The organism is Methylophaga thalassica MP, from assembly GCF_000214595.1.
Classification (GTDB): domain Bacteria; phylum Pseudomonadota; class Gammaproteobacteria; order Nitrosococcales; family Methylophagaceae; genus Methylophaga; species Methylophaga thalassica.
Genome location: NZ_AFIG01000003.1, coordinates 484,046 through 503,163, shown reverse-complemented (window position 1 = coordinate 503,163; position 19,118 = coordinate 484,046). Strand labels below are relative to the sequence as shown.

The window sequence follows — 19,118 nt, the reverse complement described above, 5'->3', positions numbered from 1 at the left end:
CTGAATTATTTATTTCGTACGTTTTTTACCAAGAAAGAATTATTGGGTCCACGTTTAAGTTCGAATAAGTCAATGGCTTTGAACAAGCTGCTAAGATTCTTAAAGCCATAATTTCGGGTATCAAATGAGGTTTTGTTAGAAATATTTGAGCCTACTGGTCCAAGTGCCGCCCAGCCTTCTTCGTCTTCTGTTGCCTCAATGGCCTGTCTTAGTAAATTAATTAACCTAGTATCCGATTTAATATTCTTCGGTTTAACGGTTGTTTTGGTTTTTTCTTTTTCTTCATCCAGGAAAAGAAACTTAGAGCAGGCGTTTACGAATGCTGCTGGCGTTTTTCTCTCACCAAACCCCAAAACCACCTTTCCTTCAGCTAATGCTCTGGTCACCATCGGCGTAAAATCACAATCCGATGATACAAAACACATTACATCAATTTGCTTGGTATACATCACATCCATTGCATCAATCACCAGTGCAATATCCGACGCATTTTTCCCTTTGGTTAAATCATATTGCTGTATGGGTTGAATGGCATATTCATGTAGCAGATCTTCCCAGGCCTTTAACGTAGGCGACTTCCAATTACCGTAAGCCTTACGGATAGTAACTACACCATAGTTGGCAACCTCGCTCAGGACATCTTCAAACTTACTTGCAGGCGCATTATCAGCATCAATAAATAGTGCTATTTTTTGTTTTAATTCATCCATGTGAGTACCTTAAGATAGTTTTGGTTTATATATAATTCAGTAGGGTCAGATTATCTAATTAGGCCAATGAATGCTCTAAACTTTGTAATTATCAAGTTGGGTATCTCCTTGAGCCCTGCTGGGCTGACTCGTCAATTCTGTCAGTCTCCTTGATTCTGCCTTGATTTCTGTAAGTCCTTTTTCAGTATGAAACCGCAAAGCCCAAAAATACAAAATACAGACAACAGTACAATCCCAAAATCAACAGAACTGGCAGATTCTAGTAAGAGGCTGCTGGTGTATATCATCAATAAGAGGAAAATGAATGAAAAAATAATATATGTAGTAAATCCCCAATATTTTTTCCAGAGAATGCCAATGCCTGATAATGATGACAATGCAGCCATTGCGAATACGAGTATAGTTAACGGCAAGGTATATTCGTTAATGAGCATTGCGTAGAGACTATAAAACCCCCATGCTAGTAAAAGTAGTCCAATTAGTACTGATACGCTTCTTTGATTGATCATATTTTTTCTATTGCTTTAATCTGTAATCAGATGAGTTAACATTATCAATAAAGCATTTTTGAATTATGGATTCATATTTTTAACGTCCTTATAAATTACTGAAAGAAGTAATCAATAGAGGCGGAGTTTTTGATTTGATTGACCTCATTGATTTTTCCTTGTAGTTGTCAAGCTGGCTGACGCCATGATTTAGTCTTGAGTATCTATTTGAATCTCTTCCACAATAAATCCTAGGTTTCCTTTCAATCCAAATAACGTTGCTTTTAGGTTTCCTTCTGGAAATTTATTATACGAATGCTCAGAAATACTGAATCGAAAGAGAGGAATGGGAGGACTATCGATAAGTCGCAACTCGTAATGATAATCACGAAAGAAGCTCCTTCTTCCGTGACGAGTCTTAACTTTGTGAACCTGTGTCTGTTCTTCAAAATCTTGTCCAGTTATTTTGGTTAACTGATAAGGAATGACTGAAGCAAGAAGCATCCAATAAGTAGCAATTAAGAGGATGGGAAGTATCAGTATAGAAGCTAACTTATTTCTTAAAGGCATAGTCTTCACAACTGTCCCGACACTTTGCTTTGCCTTTATTTTTAAAATAATGATTGCTGCACAAAATAACAGGGAAATTGCAAAGGCTATATAGAATGAAAATAAGCTGACTGTTGGATCGGGTATAAAATTGTCCACACAGACAAATTGTATGAACGCAATACAAAACGAACTGAGAAAAATAACTCCTAGGATACGTTGCTCACGAGGAGTGTCTTTTTTCCAAAAGTGTTCTCTATGCTTCATTGTCTATGAGCCAGGATGAACACTCACTCAATGATAATATTGAAGTGTTGTTGAGAGTTAAGGTTGATATGCAGAATTCCTTTTCAGTCTGAAACACGGTGTTACCTCAATCCTTTGTTACTGTATATAAGTTAATCGATATGAGCGTTTTTCAAAATCAAATGCTCCTACCCTATTGATTATTATGTAAATTCACCTACAGCCATGTTTAAACCTACCATGATCAAAAAAATGGCTGAAATAAGATATGAAATTGAGACTATCGCATAGCTCAACTTATTGATATCCATAGAGCTAAATTTAGCCAAAGCGACTATTCCAGACGCCAAAGTGAATGCAACTGCCGATAATGAAACTATTACGAGATGCAGCATAATAGAATCTATGTCTTTGCCTTTTACCTCGGCGGTGTGAATCATAAAATAAACAGCTGCTAGCATGACAGTGGGTATTGCTAATCTTTTATATGACTTTTCCAGCTCACTTAATATCTGATCTACTTTATCCATGTGATATCTCCAAATATTTCATAACTCTGAGTAAAGTAGTGTCTCGACAGAGACGTCCTTTACTTGCGACTTATTAGCTAAAAACTCCGAAACGTACTACTAGAAAATCAATAGGGTCGAAGTGTTTGATTTTACTGACCCATTGATTCTTGGATTGTTGTATTTGTTATTCATACAGGACTTCGGTTAAAAGCTGAGCGAATCAAACCTATACCTGCAACGGCAAAAAGCGCAGAGGCAATGCCGTTTATCCAACGGCTTATGCGCTGATAAATATTCATCACACCGGTAAATGAAAAAACTAAAGAATACATAGCGTTTACTGAGAACCCAACAAAAACGCATACTAAAACACCTGCAATTAAGGCATGTATGTCGTCACCAGCATCCAGACCAACGGAAAGTGCTGCTAACCAAGCAATAACAGTCTTGGGATTAGAGATATTAAGGATGAACCCACGGATAAACCACTTTTTTGCAGTTGGAATATTGCTAGGGTCATTGATGTCCTCTACTTGAGGATTGAAAGCTGACTTTCCTGATAGATAAGCTAACCGCAGCAAATAAAGCCCACCAAAGACTTTAAGAAGCATCAATAGATAGACAGAACTTTGGAGGATGGCCCCCATGCCACTTGCAGCTATCACACCCCAGAATACCAGCCCAAACGATAAGCCTGCACCATAGATTAGGCTTACTTTTCTTCCTCGTCTCATAGCAATTATTGCATTTGAAATATTGGCAGGACCGGGCGTTACAGCAACTACAAAAAAGGAAAGGCCAATCATGAAAAGTGAAAAAGGATCTAACATTTTTTCCTCTCCCTCATGTTCTTCTTCTCCGATTCAATTAACCTTATTAAGTTGGCTGACACCTTGATTCCTTGATTCGTTATGAACTTCTGCAAGGTTACTCAAATCTCCTAGATTCAAGAATTTGAAACCGTTTGGTTCTTCACCATTCTGTGGCATCCATAAGAATCGATATTCTCTTTGATATGCGAATCTAAAATTTTTTGACATCGTAGCGTCAAAATACTCGTTTTTTGCTCTTTCATAAGGATCAAAGTATTGAATAGGATTATGATGAAAGTACCATCCAGGCAACCTAGAAGTTGCGGCATATTCTAGCCGACGCGAAAATTCTTCGACGTTTTTGATAATTAAGCATGCATCTCCATCAAAGGCGGGGAAGAGACCCTGATCCCAGTCACAAGACATGCAAAAAATATAGTAGTTGGGCATAGTAACCATCCTTTCTACATCTCCTGTAATTGGGATGGAAGTTCCATTCTCGGTCGTAATGCGCGTATACCCTCCGGGAAGGTAGTGCTTTTTTGATCTCTCCTCATCTTGTCGAGCAATGTTATGCTCACTAGCTTGAAAATCTGATGCAGGTCTAATTCTGATAATTCCTTGATTAACAATATTATCCAAGTGCTCTCGTTTGTCGTAACGAAAAAGTACATCGCCAGAATTAGGATGTTTTGGCCTAACTATAGAGTCAATCGGCACATTATTAAAGGTAATGTCTAGGGGGACTGAAGATGGCAATTGCAAACCGCGAAGATAGAATTCAAAACGTGTTTGATGTTCTTTTCTAAACCAATACCAAGAACTCAAAAAGCTTTGTATTGGAATAATGTGTCTGTCTTCACTAACTAGAGCTCGCATGTTTTTCAATATATCCGCATACCTAGTGAGCAATGATTCGTCTGGAAGGCGTTCTAAATATCTGTAGGTTTGATACTGAAATTCCCAGAACTCAGCCTCATAACTATGCTGATTATCTTTAAATGATTTTATAGCCTCAGCGTGCGGAAGACGTTGAGGAAGCCGAAGTACGGGAATTTTTGTTACTTCCATGATCCAATTCTAGAGCCGATTATAATGAACAGCTTTTTCCGTTCGTTAAACATTTTAGTTTTGTGTTTGTAAATGTCAGTAAAGATCATATTTTTAGCCTATTCCCTCGGTGACCTAATAAAACTAAACAGGGAGCAGTCACTGTTTTTCATCCTTCCTATGTATTTCATAATTACAAGTTTCCTCAATTTAATCAATTGTTTAAATAACTAAAGTTCATATGCTTTGGTGTGATTAATGGACGAGCACAAACACATTCCCAAAGTATCAAAGCCTAACTTATCCTTGGCTATACTCCCTAAAAAGCAGCTCCCTCTGAGATTCGTACTACCTAGGAAGTAAGTCCTCTTAGTAATTGTTGAGAGGGGCTGTGGAACTGAAAATAGCGTTGCCAATACTCATAAAATAGGGAGAAATATAATGGCACGCGATCCTAAGCACGACATACTTTTTGAGCCAATTCAGATTGGTCCAAAAACATTGCGTAATCGGTTTTATCAGGTTCCCCATTGCATTGGTGCCGGTTCAGATCGACCAGGCTTCCAGGCAGCACATCGTTCGATGAAAGCGGAAGGTGGTTGGGCAGCGATGAATACCGAATACTGTTCAATCCATCCAGAATCAGATGATACCCATCGTCTCTCAGCACGTATCTGGGACGAAGGTGACGTACGTAATTTACGTGCGATGACGGATGAAGTTCATAAATACGGCGCTTTAGCAGGTATCGAAATGTGGTATGGCGCCGCTCATGCACCGAATATGGAAACCCGGGCAACGCCACGTGGCCCCAGCCAGTTTGCCTCAGAATTTGAAACATTAAGCTACTGTAAAGAGATGGATCTTGATGATATCAAGATGGTTCAGCAGTACTACGTGGATGCCGCTTATCGTGCTCGCGATGCTGGCTTTGATATCGTCTATGTGTATGGTGCTCACTCTTATTTGCCACTGCAATTCCTTAATCCGTATTACAACAAACGCACTGACGGCTACGGCGGTTCATTAGAAAACCGTGCTCGTTTCTGGGTGGAAACGCTGGAAAAAGTGCGTAAAGCCGTGGGTGATGATTGTGCGATTGCAACGCGGTTTGCTATCGATACGATTTATGGCCCTGATCAGATTGAGGTTGAAGAAGACGGCGTTAAGTTCATTGAAATGGCCGATGACTTTGTTGACCTGTGGGATATCACGGTAGGTGATATTGCTGAATGGGGTGAAGACGCTGGCCCATCACGTTTCTATCAGCAAGGTCATACGGTGCCTTGGGTTGAGCATGTTAAACGTGTTTCGAAGAAACCGGTTCTGGGTGTAGGCCGTTATACCGATCCAGAAAAAATGACGGAAATCGTCACCAAAGGTGTGGTAGATATTATCGGTTGTGCTCGTCCTTCTATTGCTGATCCATTCTTACCGAAGAAAGTGGAAGAAGGCCGTTATGACGATATTCGTGTCTGTATCGGCTGTAACGTCTGTATTTCGCGTTGGGAAATCGGTGGTCCTCCAATGATTTGTACTCAGAATGCGACGGCTGGTGAAGAGTATCGTCGTGGCTGGCATCCTGAGAAATTTGCTAAAGCAGGTTCTGAAGACTCGGTGCTGGTGGTGGGTGCAGGTCCTTCTGGTTCAGAAGCGGCTCGTGTATTGATGGAACGTGGTTACACCGTTCACTTATACGATAAGGCTGAAAAAGTGGGTGGTCATGTCAATCAGGTTGCCACATTGCCTGGACTGGGTGAGTGGAGTTATCACCGTGATTATCGTGAAACGCAGCTGGATAAGCTGGTCAAGAAAAATAAACATAATGTGATTGCACTGGGTCAGAAACCACTGACCGCTGATGATGTATTGGAATACGGTGCAGATAAAGTGGTTATCGCCACCGGTTCACATTGGAATACCGACGGCACTAACTGTCTGACACATGCACCGATTCCGGGTGCGGATGCCTCTCAACCTGAGCAACTCACACCAGAACAAGTGTTATCGGGTGAGAAGAAAATTGGCAAACGTGTGGTTATTTTGAATGCAGACAGCTACTTCATGGCACCAAGTCTGGCTGAAAAATTAGCTACAGAAGGCCATGAGGTTACCGTTGTATCAGGTGTTCATCTGGGTAACTACATGCACTTCACTTTGGAATACCCCAACATGATGCGTCGTCTGCATGAGCTGGGTATTGAAGAGATTGGTGATCACTTCTGCACACGTATCGAGAAGAATCGTCTGGAAATCTACAACCTGTGGGGTGATGGTTCCAAACGTAGCTATCGTGGTCCTGGTGTTTTCCCACGTGAAGAAAACAAAACTCACCGTTGGTTGGAATTTGATTCTTTAGTACTGGTTACGGGGCGTTCTTCTGATAATGCTTTGTACAAAGAACTCAAAGAGCGTCAAGCAGAATGGGATGAAAACGGTATCAAAGGTATTTACCTGATTGGTGATGCTGAAGCACCGCGTCTGATTGCTGATGCCACATTTACTGGTCAGCGTATCGCAAGGGAAATCGAGGAAGACAATCCTCAATATCCATTGCCGTACAAACGCGAAACGATTTCATGGGGTACACCGCACATGCCGGGTGGTAACCACGAGATCGAATACAAGATCTAGACCGGAAAAGGAGTGTGCTGTCGATAACGGCAGCACGCTTTTCCAACCTCAGCAATCACTTATTCCTATTCCAAAAAAGCTTGCAGGTGTGTCATGAACGAAGCACAAGAGATTACTAGGATTTTATTTCAAGGTTTTCAGACCTCATCCATTTACCTTTTTTATGCGTTTGGTTATTCCGCAATCGCTGTATTTCTTTATGGTTGTTACGTGCAGGTAAGAAAATACCGTCGTGGTAAACCTGATGCAGCCTGGGGCGAGTTTCTGGCGAGATTCGGTGAGATGCTGAAAACCATGCTGACGCACCGTACGATTAAACGTCGTGACAGGGCGGCTGGCAAAGCGCATGCAGGAATATTTTTTGGCTTTGTTTTGCTGTTTCTCGGCACAGCCACCATCACACTTGAATACGATATTTTAGAGCCATTATTTGGCTTTAAATTCTGGTATGGCGACTTTTACCTGTGGTTTTCATTGGTACTCGACATTGCCGGAACAGCCGTTATCGCTGGCGTTTTATACATGATGTATCGCCGAAAATGGCTGAAATTACCTAAACTGGATTACAAACGTCCCGATCGTGAACCTACCGATCCTGACTACGACCGCAGTGCTTATCGTCGTGAAGACTGGGCATTTTTATGGGGCTTTATCATCATTCTGATCACGGGCTTTTTGCTTGAAGCCTCGCGTCTGATTTGGCTGATGAATGATCCTACTGTCTGGGACTACCGCTGGTGGTCACCGATGGGCGCACTGATTGCCAATGCCTTACATGGAATGGGGATGGGGCCGGAAGCGGCAGGGCATTTCCGTACCGGACTCTGGTGGTTCCATGGCTTTATTGCCTTGACCTTTGTGGCGCTGATTCCTTTTACCAAAGTGAAACATATCTTTACGGCATCTGCGTCATTGATGTTTCGTGACCCGATGGTCGGTCGTCGTTTACCGATGGTGCCAGAAGAGCAGGAAGAGATTGGGGTTAAAACCATTACCGATCTGACCTGGAAAAACTTACTGAACCTGGATGCCTGTACCAAATGTGGTCGCTGCCATGAAGCCTGTCCGGCCAATGCGGTAGGCGCACCTTTATCACCACGTGATGTGATTCTGTCATTGCGTGAGTTTGCCAATAACACCTTACAGAAAAAAGAGTTACCGGACGAAGCCGAGTTGGATGTGCATGGTAAAGATATCGGTCAGGTGTTTATGGAAACGCTGTGGTCATGTCGTACCTGTCTGGCCTGTGTAGAAATTTGCCCGGTGGCGGTTGAGCATGTGCCGATTATTGTGCAGATGCGTCGCAAATTAGTGGATGAAGGCAATATGGAGCCGATTCTGCAAAAAACGCTGCAATCCGTGCATAAAAACGGTAACTCGATGGGCGAGTCCAAACGTAAACGGGCGAAATGGACCAAGGATTTACCTTTCGCGATTAAAGATGCCCGTAAAGAGCCGGTGGATGTGATGTGGTTTGTCGGCGACTACGCCTCTTTCGACCCACGTAATCAGGTAGTGACGAAATCGTTTGCCAGATTAATGCGTCAGGCTGGTGTGGATTTTGGTTTGTTATACGAAGCCGAAATGAATGCCGGTAATGATATCCGCCGTGTCGGTGAGGAGGGGCTGTATGAATTTTTGGCAACCTCAAATATCAGCACTTTAGAACAATGTGATTTCAAATCGATTGTGACCACCGATCCACATTCATTTAACACCATCCGTAATGAATATCCGGATTTTGGTGGTGAGTTTGAAATTAACCACTACACCACGGTGATTAAACAGTTGTTAGAACAAGGCAAATTGAAGCTGAAAAAACAGCTGGATCTGACGGTGACTTTCCATGATTCATGCCACTTAGGCCGTTATAACAAAGGCTATGACGCCCCTCGTGACATTATCAAAATGCTAGGTTGTGATCTGGTGGAAATGGCACGTAATCGTGATAACTCATTCTGCTGTGGTGCCGGTGGTGGGCGTATCTGGATTCCTGATCCGGTCGGCATCCAAAAACCTTCTGAAAACCGGATACATGAAGCTGGTGAGATTGAGGATCTGGACGTGTTTATCGTGTCGTGTCCAAAAGATCTCACCATGTTTGAAGACGCACGTAAAACTGCCGGTTATGAAGGCAAGTTTGAGGTGAAAGAGCTGATTGAGCTGATCACTGAGTGTGTTGAATTTGACGATGAGTCTGTTGATGAAGATGCAGACGCAGCTTAATGATTCGATGCCGGGCTCTGCGGCTGAGTTAATCTCAGTCGCGCTCGACAGTGGCGATATTTACAGCGCGGCTGCGGTGTATGGTCTGGCAGATTTTCATGACAAAAAATTGCTGGCAGAGCTGATAACGGCACAGCGTCGTGATGTACTTAAACTGGCACGCTGGCAGCATACTCCTGCCGATGTACTGGCTTTGCTGGCTGGCCTTGAAGATGATGCCGTGCGTTTACGCCTGGATAAAAACCCGGCGACTCAAACCCAGACCTTAAGCAATTTATACCGTGATGAAGTGGACATCAGCTTTATTACACTGATTGCCAAACATGCTCACACCAGTGCGGATGTGTTGTGGCAGATTTTACATACCACTACGGCAACAGATTTGGTGAGAGCTGTGGTGAAAAATCCGAATGCGGATAGCAAGACTTTAGCCTTGGTTGCAGAAAAGTTTGCTGATCAATTTGATGCTGAACTTGCCAGTCATCCAGCGACATTGGGTGATTTATTAATGACGTTATATGCGCGTGGTAATGAGTTTGTTCAGGCCGCTGTTGTTGCTCATAAAGCGTGTCCGACCGCTATTTTTACTATTGCCGCGAAACTGGAAAGCAGTCTGATCCTGCGTCATTTAGCGACCAATCCACATATCGATAAACGACTCAGCGCCCGTCTGGCTTTGGATAAGGATTATTCCGTCAGGCGAGCCGCAGCGAGTCATAAAAATCTGCCGGTATGGGTTTTAGAAGAGCTGGTTGAAGATCAGTCGGAATATGTCAGACGCGTGGTAGCCGCCAGAGAAGACCTGACGCCAGAGATGATGAATTGTTTGCTGGCAGATACGGATCACTGGGTCAGACAATGGTTGGCACTCAACCCAAAACTCACAGAATCACAGTTGTACAGCTTAGCTCAGGATGAGCATAAAGAGGTTCGCCGTGCTGTGGCCAGAAATCCGAAAACCAATTCGGCATTACTGAGCCAACTGGCTAATGATCAAGAAGTCTGGGTACGTGCTGCGGTAGCAAACCAGCCCAATACGCCGGCCAGCACCTTAATCATCCTTGCCGAGATGGACGATATCGACGTGCTGGGTGGTGTCGCTGCCAACCCAAAAACACCGCAGAAAGTACTACAGCGCTTGAGCTATTCAATCAGTGCTGATGTCAGGCGGGCGGTCATTCTCAACAATATGGCGACTCGTCAGACCTTACTGCCTCTGCTGGATGATCCGTATTACCTGAATCGCATGATGCTTATCCAAAGCAGAGCACTTAGTGCTGATGACAAATGGACCTTATATGACGATCCGGACCCGGCGGTTCGGTTCAGCCTTTTTACCTGGTTTTCCAGGCAATACCAGCAGTAACTCACTGCAAATAAAGCTGATGTAGACAGCAATTTAGGAGAAATAGCATGAAAATTTTAGTTGCAGTCAAAGAAGTCGCTTCACTTGACGATGACTTTGAAATTCGTGACGACCAATTGGACGTCGATGAGGACTTTCTGCTTTATGACCTGAATGAATGGGACGATTTTTCCCTGGAAGAGGCCATGAACATTAAAGAAGCCTCGGATTCAGAAGTGGAAGTGGTGGTGGTGTCTGTTGGTCCCGATCGGGTTGAGGAAAGTCTGCGTAAATGTCTGGCTAAAGGCGCAGACAGAGCAATACGCGTGTGGTCTGATGAGATGGAAGGGTCGGACTCGATTACCGTGGGCCGCATTCTGGCCGCGGTCGCTGAACAAGAAAAACCGGACATGATTTTTGCCGGAGTGCAGTCGTCAGATGATGCAAATGCCTCGACTGGTATTTCTTTATCGTCTTATCTGAACTGGCCTCATGCCGCCGTGGTGGCTGGATTGGACTATACACCCGGCAGCAATAAAGCCGTGGTCAGTCGTGAGCTGGAAGGTGGGATGGCACAGGAAGTAGAGATCAGCTGCCCTGCGGTGCTGACTATTCAACTGGGGATTAATACACCGCGTTATGCCTCTTTACGCGGTATCAAACAAGCAGCTGCCAAACCCATCGAAGAAATCAGCCTGAGTGATTTGGGATTAAGTGCCGAGGATGTCGGTGCCGATGCGAGTTTTGCACGGGTACGTCGTATGTACATTCCTGAAAAAGGTATGGCGACCATGATTGAGGGTACACCCGCAGAACAGGCTGCAAAACTGGCTGAGATAATTAAAGAATACAGAGGAGAACTCTAATGAAAACGATTTTGGTGATGGCGGAAACCCGCCAGAATGAATTACGCCCGAATTCTCTGGAAGTGATCTCAGCTGCCCAGGAATTACGTCAGGCGGATGACAAGGTCATTGTGGCGGTGACAGGGCAAAACGCCGACAACTACACCAGTGCATTATCGCTCGCAGGGGTTGATGGAGTCGTGGCGGTGAAAACGGCAACAGAAGATTTTGATGCCGATATTCAGGAAGCCGTTGTCTCTGAATTGATGGAACAATACGCGCCATCTGTGGTATTGATGCCGCATTCTGTGGATAGCCTGGGTTACGCACCAACGCTGGCTCGTAAAGGCAATTATGGTTTTGCCAGTGATGTGTTCGGGCTGGCTTATGATGGTGACGATCTAGTTGCAACCCGTGCTGCCTACAATCAAAAAGTGAATGTGGAAGTGGATTTTCCCGGCAAAGATTGTGTGCTGCTGACGATTCGTCCAAGTGTGTTTAAACAAGCGGAAGACGCAGGGTCACCGGCGATTTCATCTTTGGATATGACTTCGCTGACCAGTCGTAGTCAAAATTTGCGTTATGTTGAACCGGAAGGCGCAGATGATATTGATATTACGGGTGTGGACTTTATTATGTCTATCGGCCGCGGTATCGCAGAAGAAAATAATGTGGATACCTTCCGTGAATTATCTGAGCTGGCGGGAGCAACATTATGCTGCTCGCGTCCGATTGCTGACTCAGGCTGGTTGCCAAAGTCACGTCAGGTAGGGCAATCTGGCAAGGTAGTCGGTGCTTGCAAGCTTTATGTGGCGATGGGAATTTCCGGCTCAATTCAACATATGGCAGGGATGAAACATGTGCCTAGTATCGTGGCGGTGAACACCGATCCGGGCGCATCGATATTTAATATTGCCAAGTACGGCATTGTGGCGGATATCTTCGATATTGAAGAAGAATTGCGCACACACTTTGAATAACGTTATTTTATTCGGCATCGGGTAAGACTCTGACTTACCCGATGCTATTTATTTATATGAGGAAACAGATTTGGCAGATATACATGGGGCAGGTGTTCGCGACGATATTGACGGCAATGGCTTTCGAGTAGGTATCGTTGTCTCGCGGTTTAACTCTGAGATTTGCACGGCACTGTTAAATGCCTGTGTTGACCAGTTAAAAGCCAGCAACGTTCAGGAACGGGACATTCAGGTATTGTCTGTGCCGGGTGCATTGGAAATTCCGATGGTTTTACATGAACTGGCATTAAAAGGTAATTGTGATGGTCTGGTCGCATTAGGCTGCATCATTCGTGGTGAAACCTATCATTTTGAGATTGTGGCCAATGAGTCAGCACGTGCCTGTACTGATATTCAGATTGGCACAGGAATTCCGCTGGCCAATGCGATTCTGACCACAGAAGATGAGCAACAAGCAAAAGATCGCATGATTATCAAAGGCCGTGAAGCGGCATTAGTGATTATTGAGATGATTCAGACACTAAAGTCTTTGCACGCAGAGTAAATTTTTCTTAATTATTTTCTTTCTTATCAATGGATTATAAAAGGTAGAGCATAAAAAATCAGATGGTTTTTACCCATTAAGGAGTACTCCATCATGAGAATTTTTATATGCGGCTGATTTCGGTAAGTTTTTTACATTGAATTCGTTCTATGTAACCGGAGTTAGACCATGAATAATCCACTGCCCAAAGAAACTACCACACGGAACTCAGTACTCAATGTTCGCCATAAAGAACTTGGGTCAACACTGGATGGCGAAACATGGAATGGCATGCCCATTCCATGGAGCTACCATTCGGATGTGAATGATGAGGTTGTTGCGGTCCGTACCCGGGCAGGTCTTTATGATGTGTCTGGTCTCAATATTGTTAATGTATCTGGGCCAGCCGCATTAAAAATTATCGACAAGCTGGTGACGATTGATGTCACTAAGCTCGAACCAGGTACTTCCCGACTTGCCGGTGAAGTTAATGAAGAAGGTGCGCTGGTCGATGACATCATGGTCATTTGTGATGATAAAGAACATTACCGTTTATCTCATGGCAGTGGCGCCACACAACAAACCTTAGCCGAACTCGCTAAAGGTGAGGATGTCACAGTTGAACAGGATTATGATGTTCATATCCTGTCGCTGCAGGGCCCTCGTTCTATCGATATTCTGGATCCGGAACTGGATTTCGACCTCGCCGGATTACCTTATTTCAAACATATCAAGACGACCTTATTCGGTCGTGAAGTGATCCTCGCTCGCGGTGGTTATTCCGGTGAACGCGGCTACGAAGTCTATTGTTCCGCGGCTGATGCTGTGTACCTGTGGGACATGATTCTGGAAAAAGGTCAGCCCTATGGCTGCATCCCGGCATCATGGGACTCACTGGATCTGACACGCGTTGAAGCCGCCTTACTGTTCTTCCCATTTGATATGCCTGAAGGCGATACCACACCGTGGGAAGTCAATATGGACTGGTGTGTCGATGAAGATAAACCCGGTGATTACATCGGTAAAGAAGCAGTGCTGAAGTTAAAAGGCAGAGAACGCTTTAAACAAATCGGTCTGGAATGTCGCTCAAAGCAAGCGGTAGAGGTCGGTTCTAAATTATTCATTGATGGCAAAGAAGTCGGTGTGGTGACCAGCTCCAGCTACAGCCAATATCTGATGAAGTCACTGGCGATGGCACATATCAAACCGGAATACAGCCAACTTGGCACCACAGTAACAGTGACCGACGGTGATGAGGTCAAAGCGACCATCGTCAAGATGCCTTTTTATGATCCTATGCGTGTTCGCACTCACCCTGAGTAAATTGAGGAATAGATGATGGAAAAAGGTTACTCAATTACAACCAAACCTATTTACGGCACCTTGGTCTGGCAAAAAAAAGCGACACATCATGTGGTGATCGTTGGCGGTGAAGGTGGTGGTAAAGCCTTGCTGAAGTTATTTCAGCAAATGGTGCCAAAACAACCTGTATCCGTGTTTTATCTGGCTGATGATGCAGCAAGTAACAAGTATGTGAGCATCGTTGAAGAGATGTCAGGTGAGTCAATTACTGTCTGCGACTCACAGGAAGCCTTAACGGCGGCGTTGAACACTGAGCTGGACAATTGCTATATGGGCACACAGTTCTACGTTGCTGGTGAAGAAAAACTGATTTGGCCAGTCGCCAAGTTGCTGACTGAATATGGCGTCGATGACCGGAATATTTTTAAAGAACAGACAGGTTCTTTAGCCAGACGTGTGTTCTGCGTGCATTGTGAAACGATTAATGAGGACGTTCACCACAACATTCATCAATGTGTGAACTGTGGCCTGAATTTATTCGTTCGTGATCATTTCTCCCGTCATTGGGGTGCCTATATGGGCTTTATGGTCGATGGTGAAACACCCGGCGAGATTCCACCAGCACAGGAGGTTTACCCATGAGTGCTTTAAAAGTCAAAGTCACTTCCGTTGAGCAAGTGGCTGAACAAATCAAACATTTTACGATGGTAGCCGAAGATGGCAGCCCACTGCCTTATTTCTCTGGCGGCAGCCATGTGGTTGTATCGATGGATATCGATGGCCGGACCCATCGTAACGCCTATTCCTTAATGGGCCCAACCAACGATAACAGTGCCTATCAGATTGCGGTGCGTAAGCAGGAAAAATCACGTGGTGGTTCAGTGTTTATGCATGAGAAAGTGGAACCAGGCACCTTATTAGAAATATCGATGCCTACCAATTTATTCTCGATTCACCGTCTGGCGAAAAAACACATTCTGGTGGCCGGTGGTATTGGTATTACGCCTTTCTTGTCACAGATTACCGATTTAAATCGTCTCGGTCATGACTACGAATTACATTATGCTTATCGCAGTGCTGAACATGCGGCTTTCCGCAAAGAAATTGAAGCTTTATGCGGTGATAAAGCATTTTTCTATCCTGAAAATGAAACCGGCCGACTCAATATCACTGAATTATTGAGCAAACAGCCACTGGGTTCGCATGTGTATGTGTGCGGTCCGGATCCAATGGTAAACGGTTTGGAACTGATCGCTTCCGAGCTGGGCTGGCCAGAAACGTCTGTACATAGTGAGAAGTTCTTAGCACCAGCTAGTGGTGCGCCATTCACTGTCAGCTTATTGCAATCCAATACCGAGGTCGTTGTGCCTAGTGACCTCAGCATGCTGGAAGCGCTGGAGGAAGCGGGTATCGATGCGCCTTATATGTGCCGTGGCGGTGCCTGTGGTCGTTGTGAGGTGGAAGTCGTCGAATGTGACGGTGACTTAGTTCATCACGATGAATACCTGTCCGACGCTGAGCGTGTCGCTGCTAAGAAAATTTTACCTTGTGTCTCGCGTGCCAACTGTACACGCATGGTCATCAATTTGTGAGGAATAAACGATGAATATGGCATTTAATGAAGAAACATTTCGTGGTGATTTCACGTTTAGAAACTCGCCGGAATCAGTACGCCGTTTTCCTTACCCGTTTGAAGAAGACGAGTATATGTATAGCGTCAACATTGAGCAGCACACCCCGGGTGCGCCTGGTTCTGTGTTTGAACACCCGATTGATGTCGACGAACACTATGTGGCCGAATGTAAAGAGCGCGCCATTGTATTAAGTGAAGATCACACACGCTGTGTCGCTTTACCACACATGATGGATGCTCAATGGGACACACTGGAATTAGTGATGACATCGCTTTCTGAAAGTTATCCGTCTGAGTTTCAGTTAACCATTGATGGTGATAACTGGCACTGGGTCAATAAACCACTGGGTATTGAAGATCGCTTTGTGTTTGGTGACGTATCCACCTTACCGATGGAGCCGTTCGAATACGTGATGCGCCAGGTTCAGGGTGACTGGGTCATCATGGATCAACGTGATAATGATCTCTATGCCGATCTCGGCATGGTAACCGGACAGGCAGATTGGTCGGTCGCATTTGATGCCGGCATGTCATTTAAAGAATGGCACGCACCTGTGCCTCATGCGCCTGAAATGGGTATTTTTGATCGTGCGTTGAAATACCTCTTACATCTGCAATACGGTAGCCCGGTTCGTCGGACTAACTGGCGTATGTGTGTTAACCCACGACTCGATACGTCATCAGAAACCTATGATGTCTGGGGCACTGATAACGTGTCGGCCACCAAAGAAAATGCCGGTGACAAAGTCTTTTTACGGGTAGAGCTGCAAGCCTTGTTCAGACTGCCACGCAGTAATGCGATTGCCTTCAGCATCCGTACTTATATGGTGAGTCTGGCAGACTTGGCGACCTACCCACGTTGGGCAAAACGTTTAAACCGCGTATTACGCAGCCTGCATCCGGATCTGGCGGAATACAAAGGCTTGAATAGCTTTAAACAACCGGTACTGGATTGGCTCGAACCACTTGATGATGGCGCCTTTTTGGAAAAAGGAACGCATCCGGAATAACACTAGATTAGGGGTAATCATTTAGTTAAAGGAAGGGAAGATGAAAAAAACAGTTTTGATGGTGGCAATGGCGGCAGCATCAACGTTCTCAGCAACTAACACCCTGGCAGAAGAAACATCACCACATAGTTTTAGTTCCAACGTCGGAATTTTTAGCCAATATGTATTTCGTGGCATTACTTATAGTGATGAAAGACCTGCGTTACAAGGTGGTTTTGACTATGCTCATGATAATGGGCTCTATGCGGGAATATGGGGCTCGACGCTAGAAGAGGACGACAACTCCGGTAACAGTCTGGAAGTGGATTTTTATGGTGGTTATTACCACCAATTAACAGATGATATTGGGATTGATGTCGGGTTGCTGCAGTTTTATTACCCTGATCACAAAAAGTATAACGGTGAAAATATTGATACCACCGAAGCCTATCTTGCTGCGACCTGGAAATGGTTTACTGCAAAATACAGCCGGACATTAACCGACTGGGGTGGTGTGAATAATAAATCAGCCGGTATTGATGGTTATGCTAATGGTGATACCAAAGGCACTGAATATATCGAGTTGAACTTCGCCTACCAATTACCGTGGGAAGTGAATCTGAATTTGCATGTAGGTCACCTGGATGTGAAAAACTACAGTGATTTCAATTACACCGACTATATGATTGGTTTGAGTAAAGACCTGACTATCGGTCAGTCAGAAGGTTGGACGGTGGGGATTAACTACACCGATACTGATGCGGATAAAGACTGGTGGACAGGTGTAGATGGTGATAACCGTGGCGATAATCAGTTTATCGGCTATATATCACGATCGTTTTAAGCGTTTCATAAGCGGCAGCAGAGGGTCAAGGATGACTCTCTGTTATTGCTCTGAAGTCATCTGTTCCAGTCCATCCATCATTGATTGATAATTCTCACTACTGATATCAATGATGATGCCTTCCAGAGTTAATAACTCATCTGTTCCTGAAAAGACGCCTTTACCTCGTTCCATGACCCATTTGATTTTATTACTACGCGTCTGGATGCGGTAAATGATTTGAAAGCTGCGCTGTTGATTAACTTGTTGTTGGACATATTCCCAAACACGCTGCTGATCATCAGGATAAATCAGCTGCATATAGTTGAAATGGAGGGAGTTGGTAATTTCATAAGGCTGGTATTCGGTTACTTCCAGGCAGCCGTCGCTGACATAGTCAAAAGTCCAGTTACGATCATTTTTACAGCGATATAACATGCAAGGCACATTCGGCATGATCATATCGTTAGCGAGTCGGGCACTGGCTTTAAGGTCGGCAGATGTTTGCTTGATACGACTGATATCTGTGAGTGTGCCCATCACGCTGCTGCGTTCACTCTTGAGTCGGGATGTGGTGGAAGCACGCATTTCAAACCATTGCGAGCGTCCATTTTTTGCAATGAGTCGTAATTCGAACTGACTATGGTGGCGTTTGCCTTCAGTCAGGGCATTTATCCGAGCTTCTGCCAGTGGCAGATCTTCCGGGTGAATGAATTGGAATAAGGTTTTTTGCATGCACTCCTGCGGCGTGTAGTCGAGCATGCGCTCCCAGGCAGGATTGAGAAAAATGATTTTTTGATCAACATTCATTTGAAACACGATTTGATCAAGTCGATCGATAAGATAACGGTAGGTGTGATCCACATCCAGTTTGGTTGAGGTCGGTTCGGATGATGACGTGGTGGTGAACTGCAACAAGAACTGACCATGTTGCTGCAAAGAGTTGAGAGGAGACAGTGATATCTGAGCCGGGATGGTTGTGCCATCCACATACAGCATGCGTAACATCATGGTCTCGCTGGAACGTTGATTATGCTGACGGCTGATAAAGTCTGTCATTTGTTGGTGTGAGCTGGGGTGAATCAGATTGGTGAGCGGTAGGTCGGTAATCATATCGCGCATGCCGTTCATTCCAAGCTCTTTTAGAAAGGCATTGTTGGCGAATTTAATGTTATAACCATCAATAACAGCAGCAGGTGTAGATAGCTTGCTGGAGAGATCCTGGCCCCAGATAACATCATCAAAGGCGATGGGGGATTGAGGTTGAGGACGACGTTTTAAACGAGGATAGAGCGTCATGGCTAATGTGGCGGATAAAAACATAGCAAGCACTGCAGCGAGCGTGGATATATGTACTTTAAATGGGGCGGTGCTATCCCACCAGAAACCCAGTACCAGTACAAAAATACTGCTTAACATGACCAGACTGAACAAGATGATATTCATGTTTA

At 44.6% G+C, this 19,118-nt stretch carries 17 protein-coding genes; 11 read left to right on the top strand and 6 right to left on the bottom strand.

From position 1 onward, the window contains the following. Positions 1-5 precede the first annotated feature (5 nt). From MAMP_RS13970 to MAMP_RS13945, 5 genes are all read right to left on the bottom strand, one after another. Complete coding sequence (locus tag MAMP_RS13970; RefSeq protein ID WP_007146738.1) at positions 6-710, bottom strand: NYN domain-containing protein; 705 nt, start codon at positions 708-710, stop codon at positions 6-8. A gap of 698 nt (positions 711-1,408) precedes the next feature. Then, the gene (locus tag MAMP_RS13960; RefSeq protein ID WP_040576620.1) at positions 1,409-2,014 is read right to left on the bottom strand and encodes a hypothetical protein; all 606 of its coding nucleotides are present in this window, start codon (positions 2,012-2,014) and stop codon (positions 1,409-1,411) included. Between the two features lie 182 nt (positions 2,015-2,196). Then, positions 2,197-2,523, bottom strand: coding sequence for a hypothetical protein (locus MAMP_RS13955; RefSeq protein WP_007146737.1), 327 nt, complete (start codon positions 2,521-2,523; stop codon positions 2,197-2,199). A gap of 170 nt (positions 2,524-2,693) precedes the next feature. Further along, complete coding sequence (locus MAMP_RS13950) at positions 2,694-3,335, bottom strand: LysE family translocator (protein ID WP_007146736.1); 642 nt, start codon at positions 3,333-3,335, stop codon at positions 2,694-2,696. Positions 3,336-3,368: 33 nt separating this feature from the next. Continuing rightward, complete coding sequence (locus MAMP_RS13945; protein WP_007146735.1) at positions 3,369-4,388, bottom strand: hypothetical protein; 1,020 nt, start codon at positions 4,386-4,388, stop codon at positions 3,369-3,371. Between the two features lie 420 nt (positions 4,389-4,808). On the opposite strand from MAMP_RS13945, the gene MAMP_RS13940 reads away from it, so the two are divergent. The 11 genes from MAMP_RS13940 to MAMP_RS13890 all read left to right on the top strand — a co-directional run bounded on the left by MAMP_RS13940 (position 4,809) and on the right by MAMP_RS13890 (position 17,688). Next, on the top strand, positions 4,809-7,001 hold the full coding sequence (locus tag MAMP_RS13940) for an oxidoreductase (protein ID WP_007146734.1): 2,193 nt from the start codon (positions 4,809-4,811) through the stop codon (positions 6,999-7,001). A gap of 93 nt (positions 7,002-7,094) precedes the next feature. Then, positions 7,095-9,227: a heterodisulfide reductase-related iron-sulfur binding cluster gene (locus MAMP_RS13935; protein WP_007146733.1), complete on the top strand. Its 2,133-nt coding sequence runs from the start codon at positions 7,095-7,097 to the stop codon at positions 9,225-9,227. Continuing rightward, on the top strand, positions 9,205-10,593 hold the full coding sequence (locus MAMP_RS13930) for a hypothetical protein (protein ID WP_050797567.1): 1,389 nt from the start codon (positions 9,205-9,207) through the stop codon (positions 10,591-10,593). The genes MAMP_RS13935 and MAMP_RS13930 overlap by 23 nt, the downstream gene beginning before the upstream one ends. Before the next feature lie 47 nt (positions 10,594-10,640). Next, positions 10,641-11,438: an electron transfer flavoprotein subunit beta/FixA family protein gene (locus MAMP_RS13925; protein ID WP_007146731.1), complete on the top strand. Its 798-nt coding sequence runs from the start codon at positions 10,641-10,643 to the stop codon at positions 11,436-11,438. Further along, positions 11,438-12,397, top strand: a complete 960-nt coding sequence (locus MAMP_RS13920) for an electron transfer flavoprotein subunit alpha/FixB family protein (protein WP_007146730.1) — start codon at positions 11,438-11,440, stop codon at positions 12,395-12,397. The genes MAMP_RS13925 and MAMP_RS13920 overlap by 1 nt, the downstream gene beginning before the upstream one ends. Positions 12,398-12,467: 70 nt before the next feature. After that, complete coding sequence (gene ribH / locus MAMP_RS13915; RefSeq protein WP_007146729.1) at positions 12,468-12,941, top strand: 6,7-dimethyl-8-ribityllumazine synthase; 474 nt, start codon at positions 12,468-12,470, stop codon at positions 12,939-12,941. Positions 12,942-13,109: 168 nt separating this feature from the next. Beyond that, a complete protein-coding gene (locus tag MAMP_RS13910; protein WP_007146728.1) occupies positions 13,110-14,243 on the top strand; it encodes an aminomethyltransferase family protein in 1,134 nt (377 codons plus the stop codon). A 15-nt stretch (positions 14,244-14,258) separates the two neighbouring features. Next, complete coding sequence (locus MAMP_RS13905; RefSeq protein ID WP_007146727.1) at positions 14,259-14,864, top strand: dimethylamine monooxygenase subunit DmmA family protein; 606 nt, start codon at positions 14,259-14,261, stop codon at positions 14,862-14,864. After that, the gene (locus MAMP_RS13900; protein WP_007146726.1) at positions 14,861-15,814 is read left to right on the top strand and encodes a PDR/VanB family oxidoreductase; all 954 of its coding nucleotides are present in this window, start codon (positions 14,861-14,863) and stop codon (positions 15,812-15,814) included. The genes MAMP_RS13905 and MAMP_RS13900 overlap by 4 nt, the downstream gene beginning before the upstream one ends. Positions 15,815-15,824: 10 nt before the next feature. Next, positions 15,825-16,865 carry a heme-dependent oxidative N-demethylase family protein gene (locus tag MAMP_RS13895; protein WP_007146725.1) on the top strand — a complete coding sequence of 347 codons (1,041 nt, stop codon included), beginning with the start codon at positions 15,825-15,827 and terminating at the stop codon, positions 16,863-16,865. A 40-nt stretch (positions 16,866-16,905) separates the two neighbouring features. Next, positions 16,906-17,688 (top strand): TorF family putative porin, encoded by a 783-nt coding sequence (locus MAMP_RS13890; protein WP_007146724.1) that lies wholly within the window; start codon positions 16,906-16,908, stop codon positions 17,686-17,688. A 42-nt stretch (positions 17,689-17,730) separates the two neighbouring features. Here the strand turns inward: MAMP_RS13890 and MAMP_RS13885 are convergent, their stop codons facing one another. Continuing rightward, entirely contained in the window at positions 17,731-19,113 is a 1,383-nt protein-coding gene (locus MAMP_RS13885) for a PAS domain-containing protein (RefSeq protein WP_007146723.1), read from the bottom strand. Between the last annotated feature and the right edge of the window lie 5 nt (positions 19,114-19,118).

Coding starts and splice junctions, on each gene's coding strand:
- MAMP_RS13970 (WP_007146738.1), bottom strand. CDS start 710: ATGGATGAATTAAAACAAAAAATAGCACTATTTATTGATGCTGATAAT.
- MAMP_RS13960 (WP_040576620.1), bottom strand. CDS start 2,014: ATGAAGCATAGAGAACACTTTTGGAAAAAAGACACTCCTCGTGAGCAA.
- MAMP_RS13955 (WP_007146737.1), bottom strand. CDS start 2,523: ATGGATAAAGTAGATCAGATATTAAGTGAGCTGGAAAAGTCATATAAA.
- MAMP_RS13950 (WP_007146736.1), bottom strand. CDS start 3,335: ATGTTAGATCCTTTTTCACTTTTCATGATTGGCCTTTCCTTTTTTGTA.
- MAMP_RS13945 (WP_007146735.1), bottom strand. CDS start 4,388: ATGGAAGTAACAAAAATTCCCGTACTTCGGCTTCCTCAACGTCTTCCG.
- MAMP_RS13940 (WP_007146734.1), top strand. CDS start 4,809: ATGGCACGCGATCCTAAGCACGACATACTTTTTGAGCCAATTCAGATT.
- MAMP_RS13935 (WP_007146733.1), top strand. CDS start 7,095: ATGAACGAAGCACAAGAGATTACTAGGATTTTATTTCAAGGTTTTCAG.
- MAMP_RS13930 (WP_050797567.1), top strand. CDS start 9,205: ATGAAGATGCAGACGCAGCTTAATGATTCGATGCCGGGCTCTGCGGCT.
- MAMP_RS13925 (WP_007146731.1), top strand. CDS start 10,641: ATGAAAATTTTAGTTGCAGTCAAAGAAGTCGCTTCACTTGACGATGAC.
- MAMP_RS13920 (WP_007146730.1), top strand. CDS start 11,438: ATGAAAACGATTTTGGTGATGGCGGAAACCCGCCAGAATGAATTACGC.
- MAMP_RS13910 (WP_007146728.1), top strand. CDS start 13,110: ATGAATAATCCACTGCCCAAAGAAACTACCACACGGAACTCAGTACTC.
- MAMP_RS13905 (WP_007146727.1), top strand. CDS start 14,259: ATGGAAAAAGGTTACTCAATTACAACCAAACCTATTTACGGCACCTTG.
- MAMP_RS13900 (WP_007146726.1), top strand. CDS start 14,861: ATGAGTGCTTTAAAAGTCAAAGTCACTTCCGTTGAGCAAGTGGCTGAA.
- MAMP_RS13895 (WP_007146725.1), top strand. CDS start 15,825: ATGAATATGGCATTTAATGAAGAAACATTTCGTGGTGATTTCACGTTT.
- MAMP_RS13890 (WP_007146724.1), top strand. CDS start 16,906: ATGAAAAAAACAGTTTTGATGGTGGCAATGGCGGCAGCATCAACGTTC.
- MAMP_RS13885 (WP_007146723.1), bottom strand. CDS start 19,113: ATGAATATCATCTTGTTCAGTCTGGTCATGTTAAGCAGTATTTTTGTA.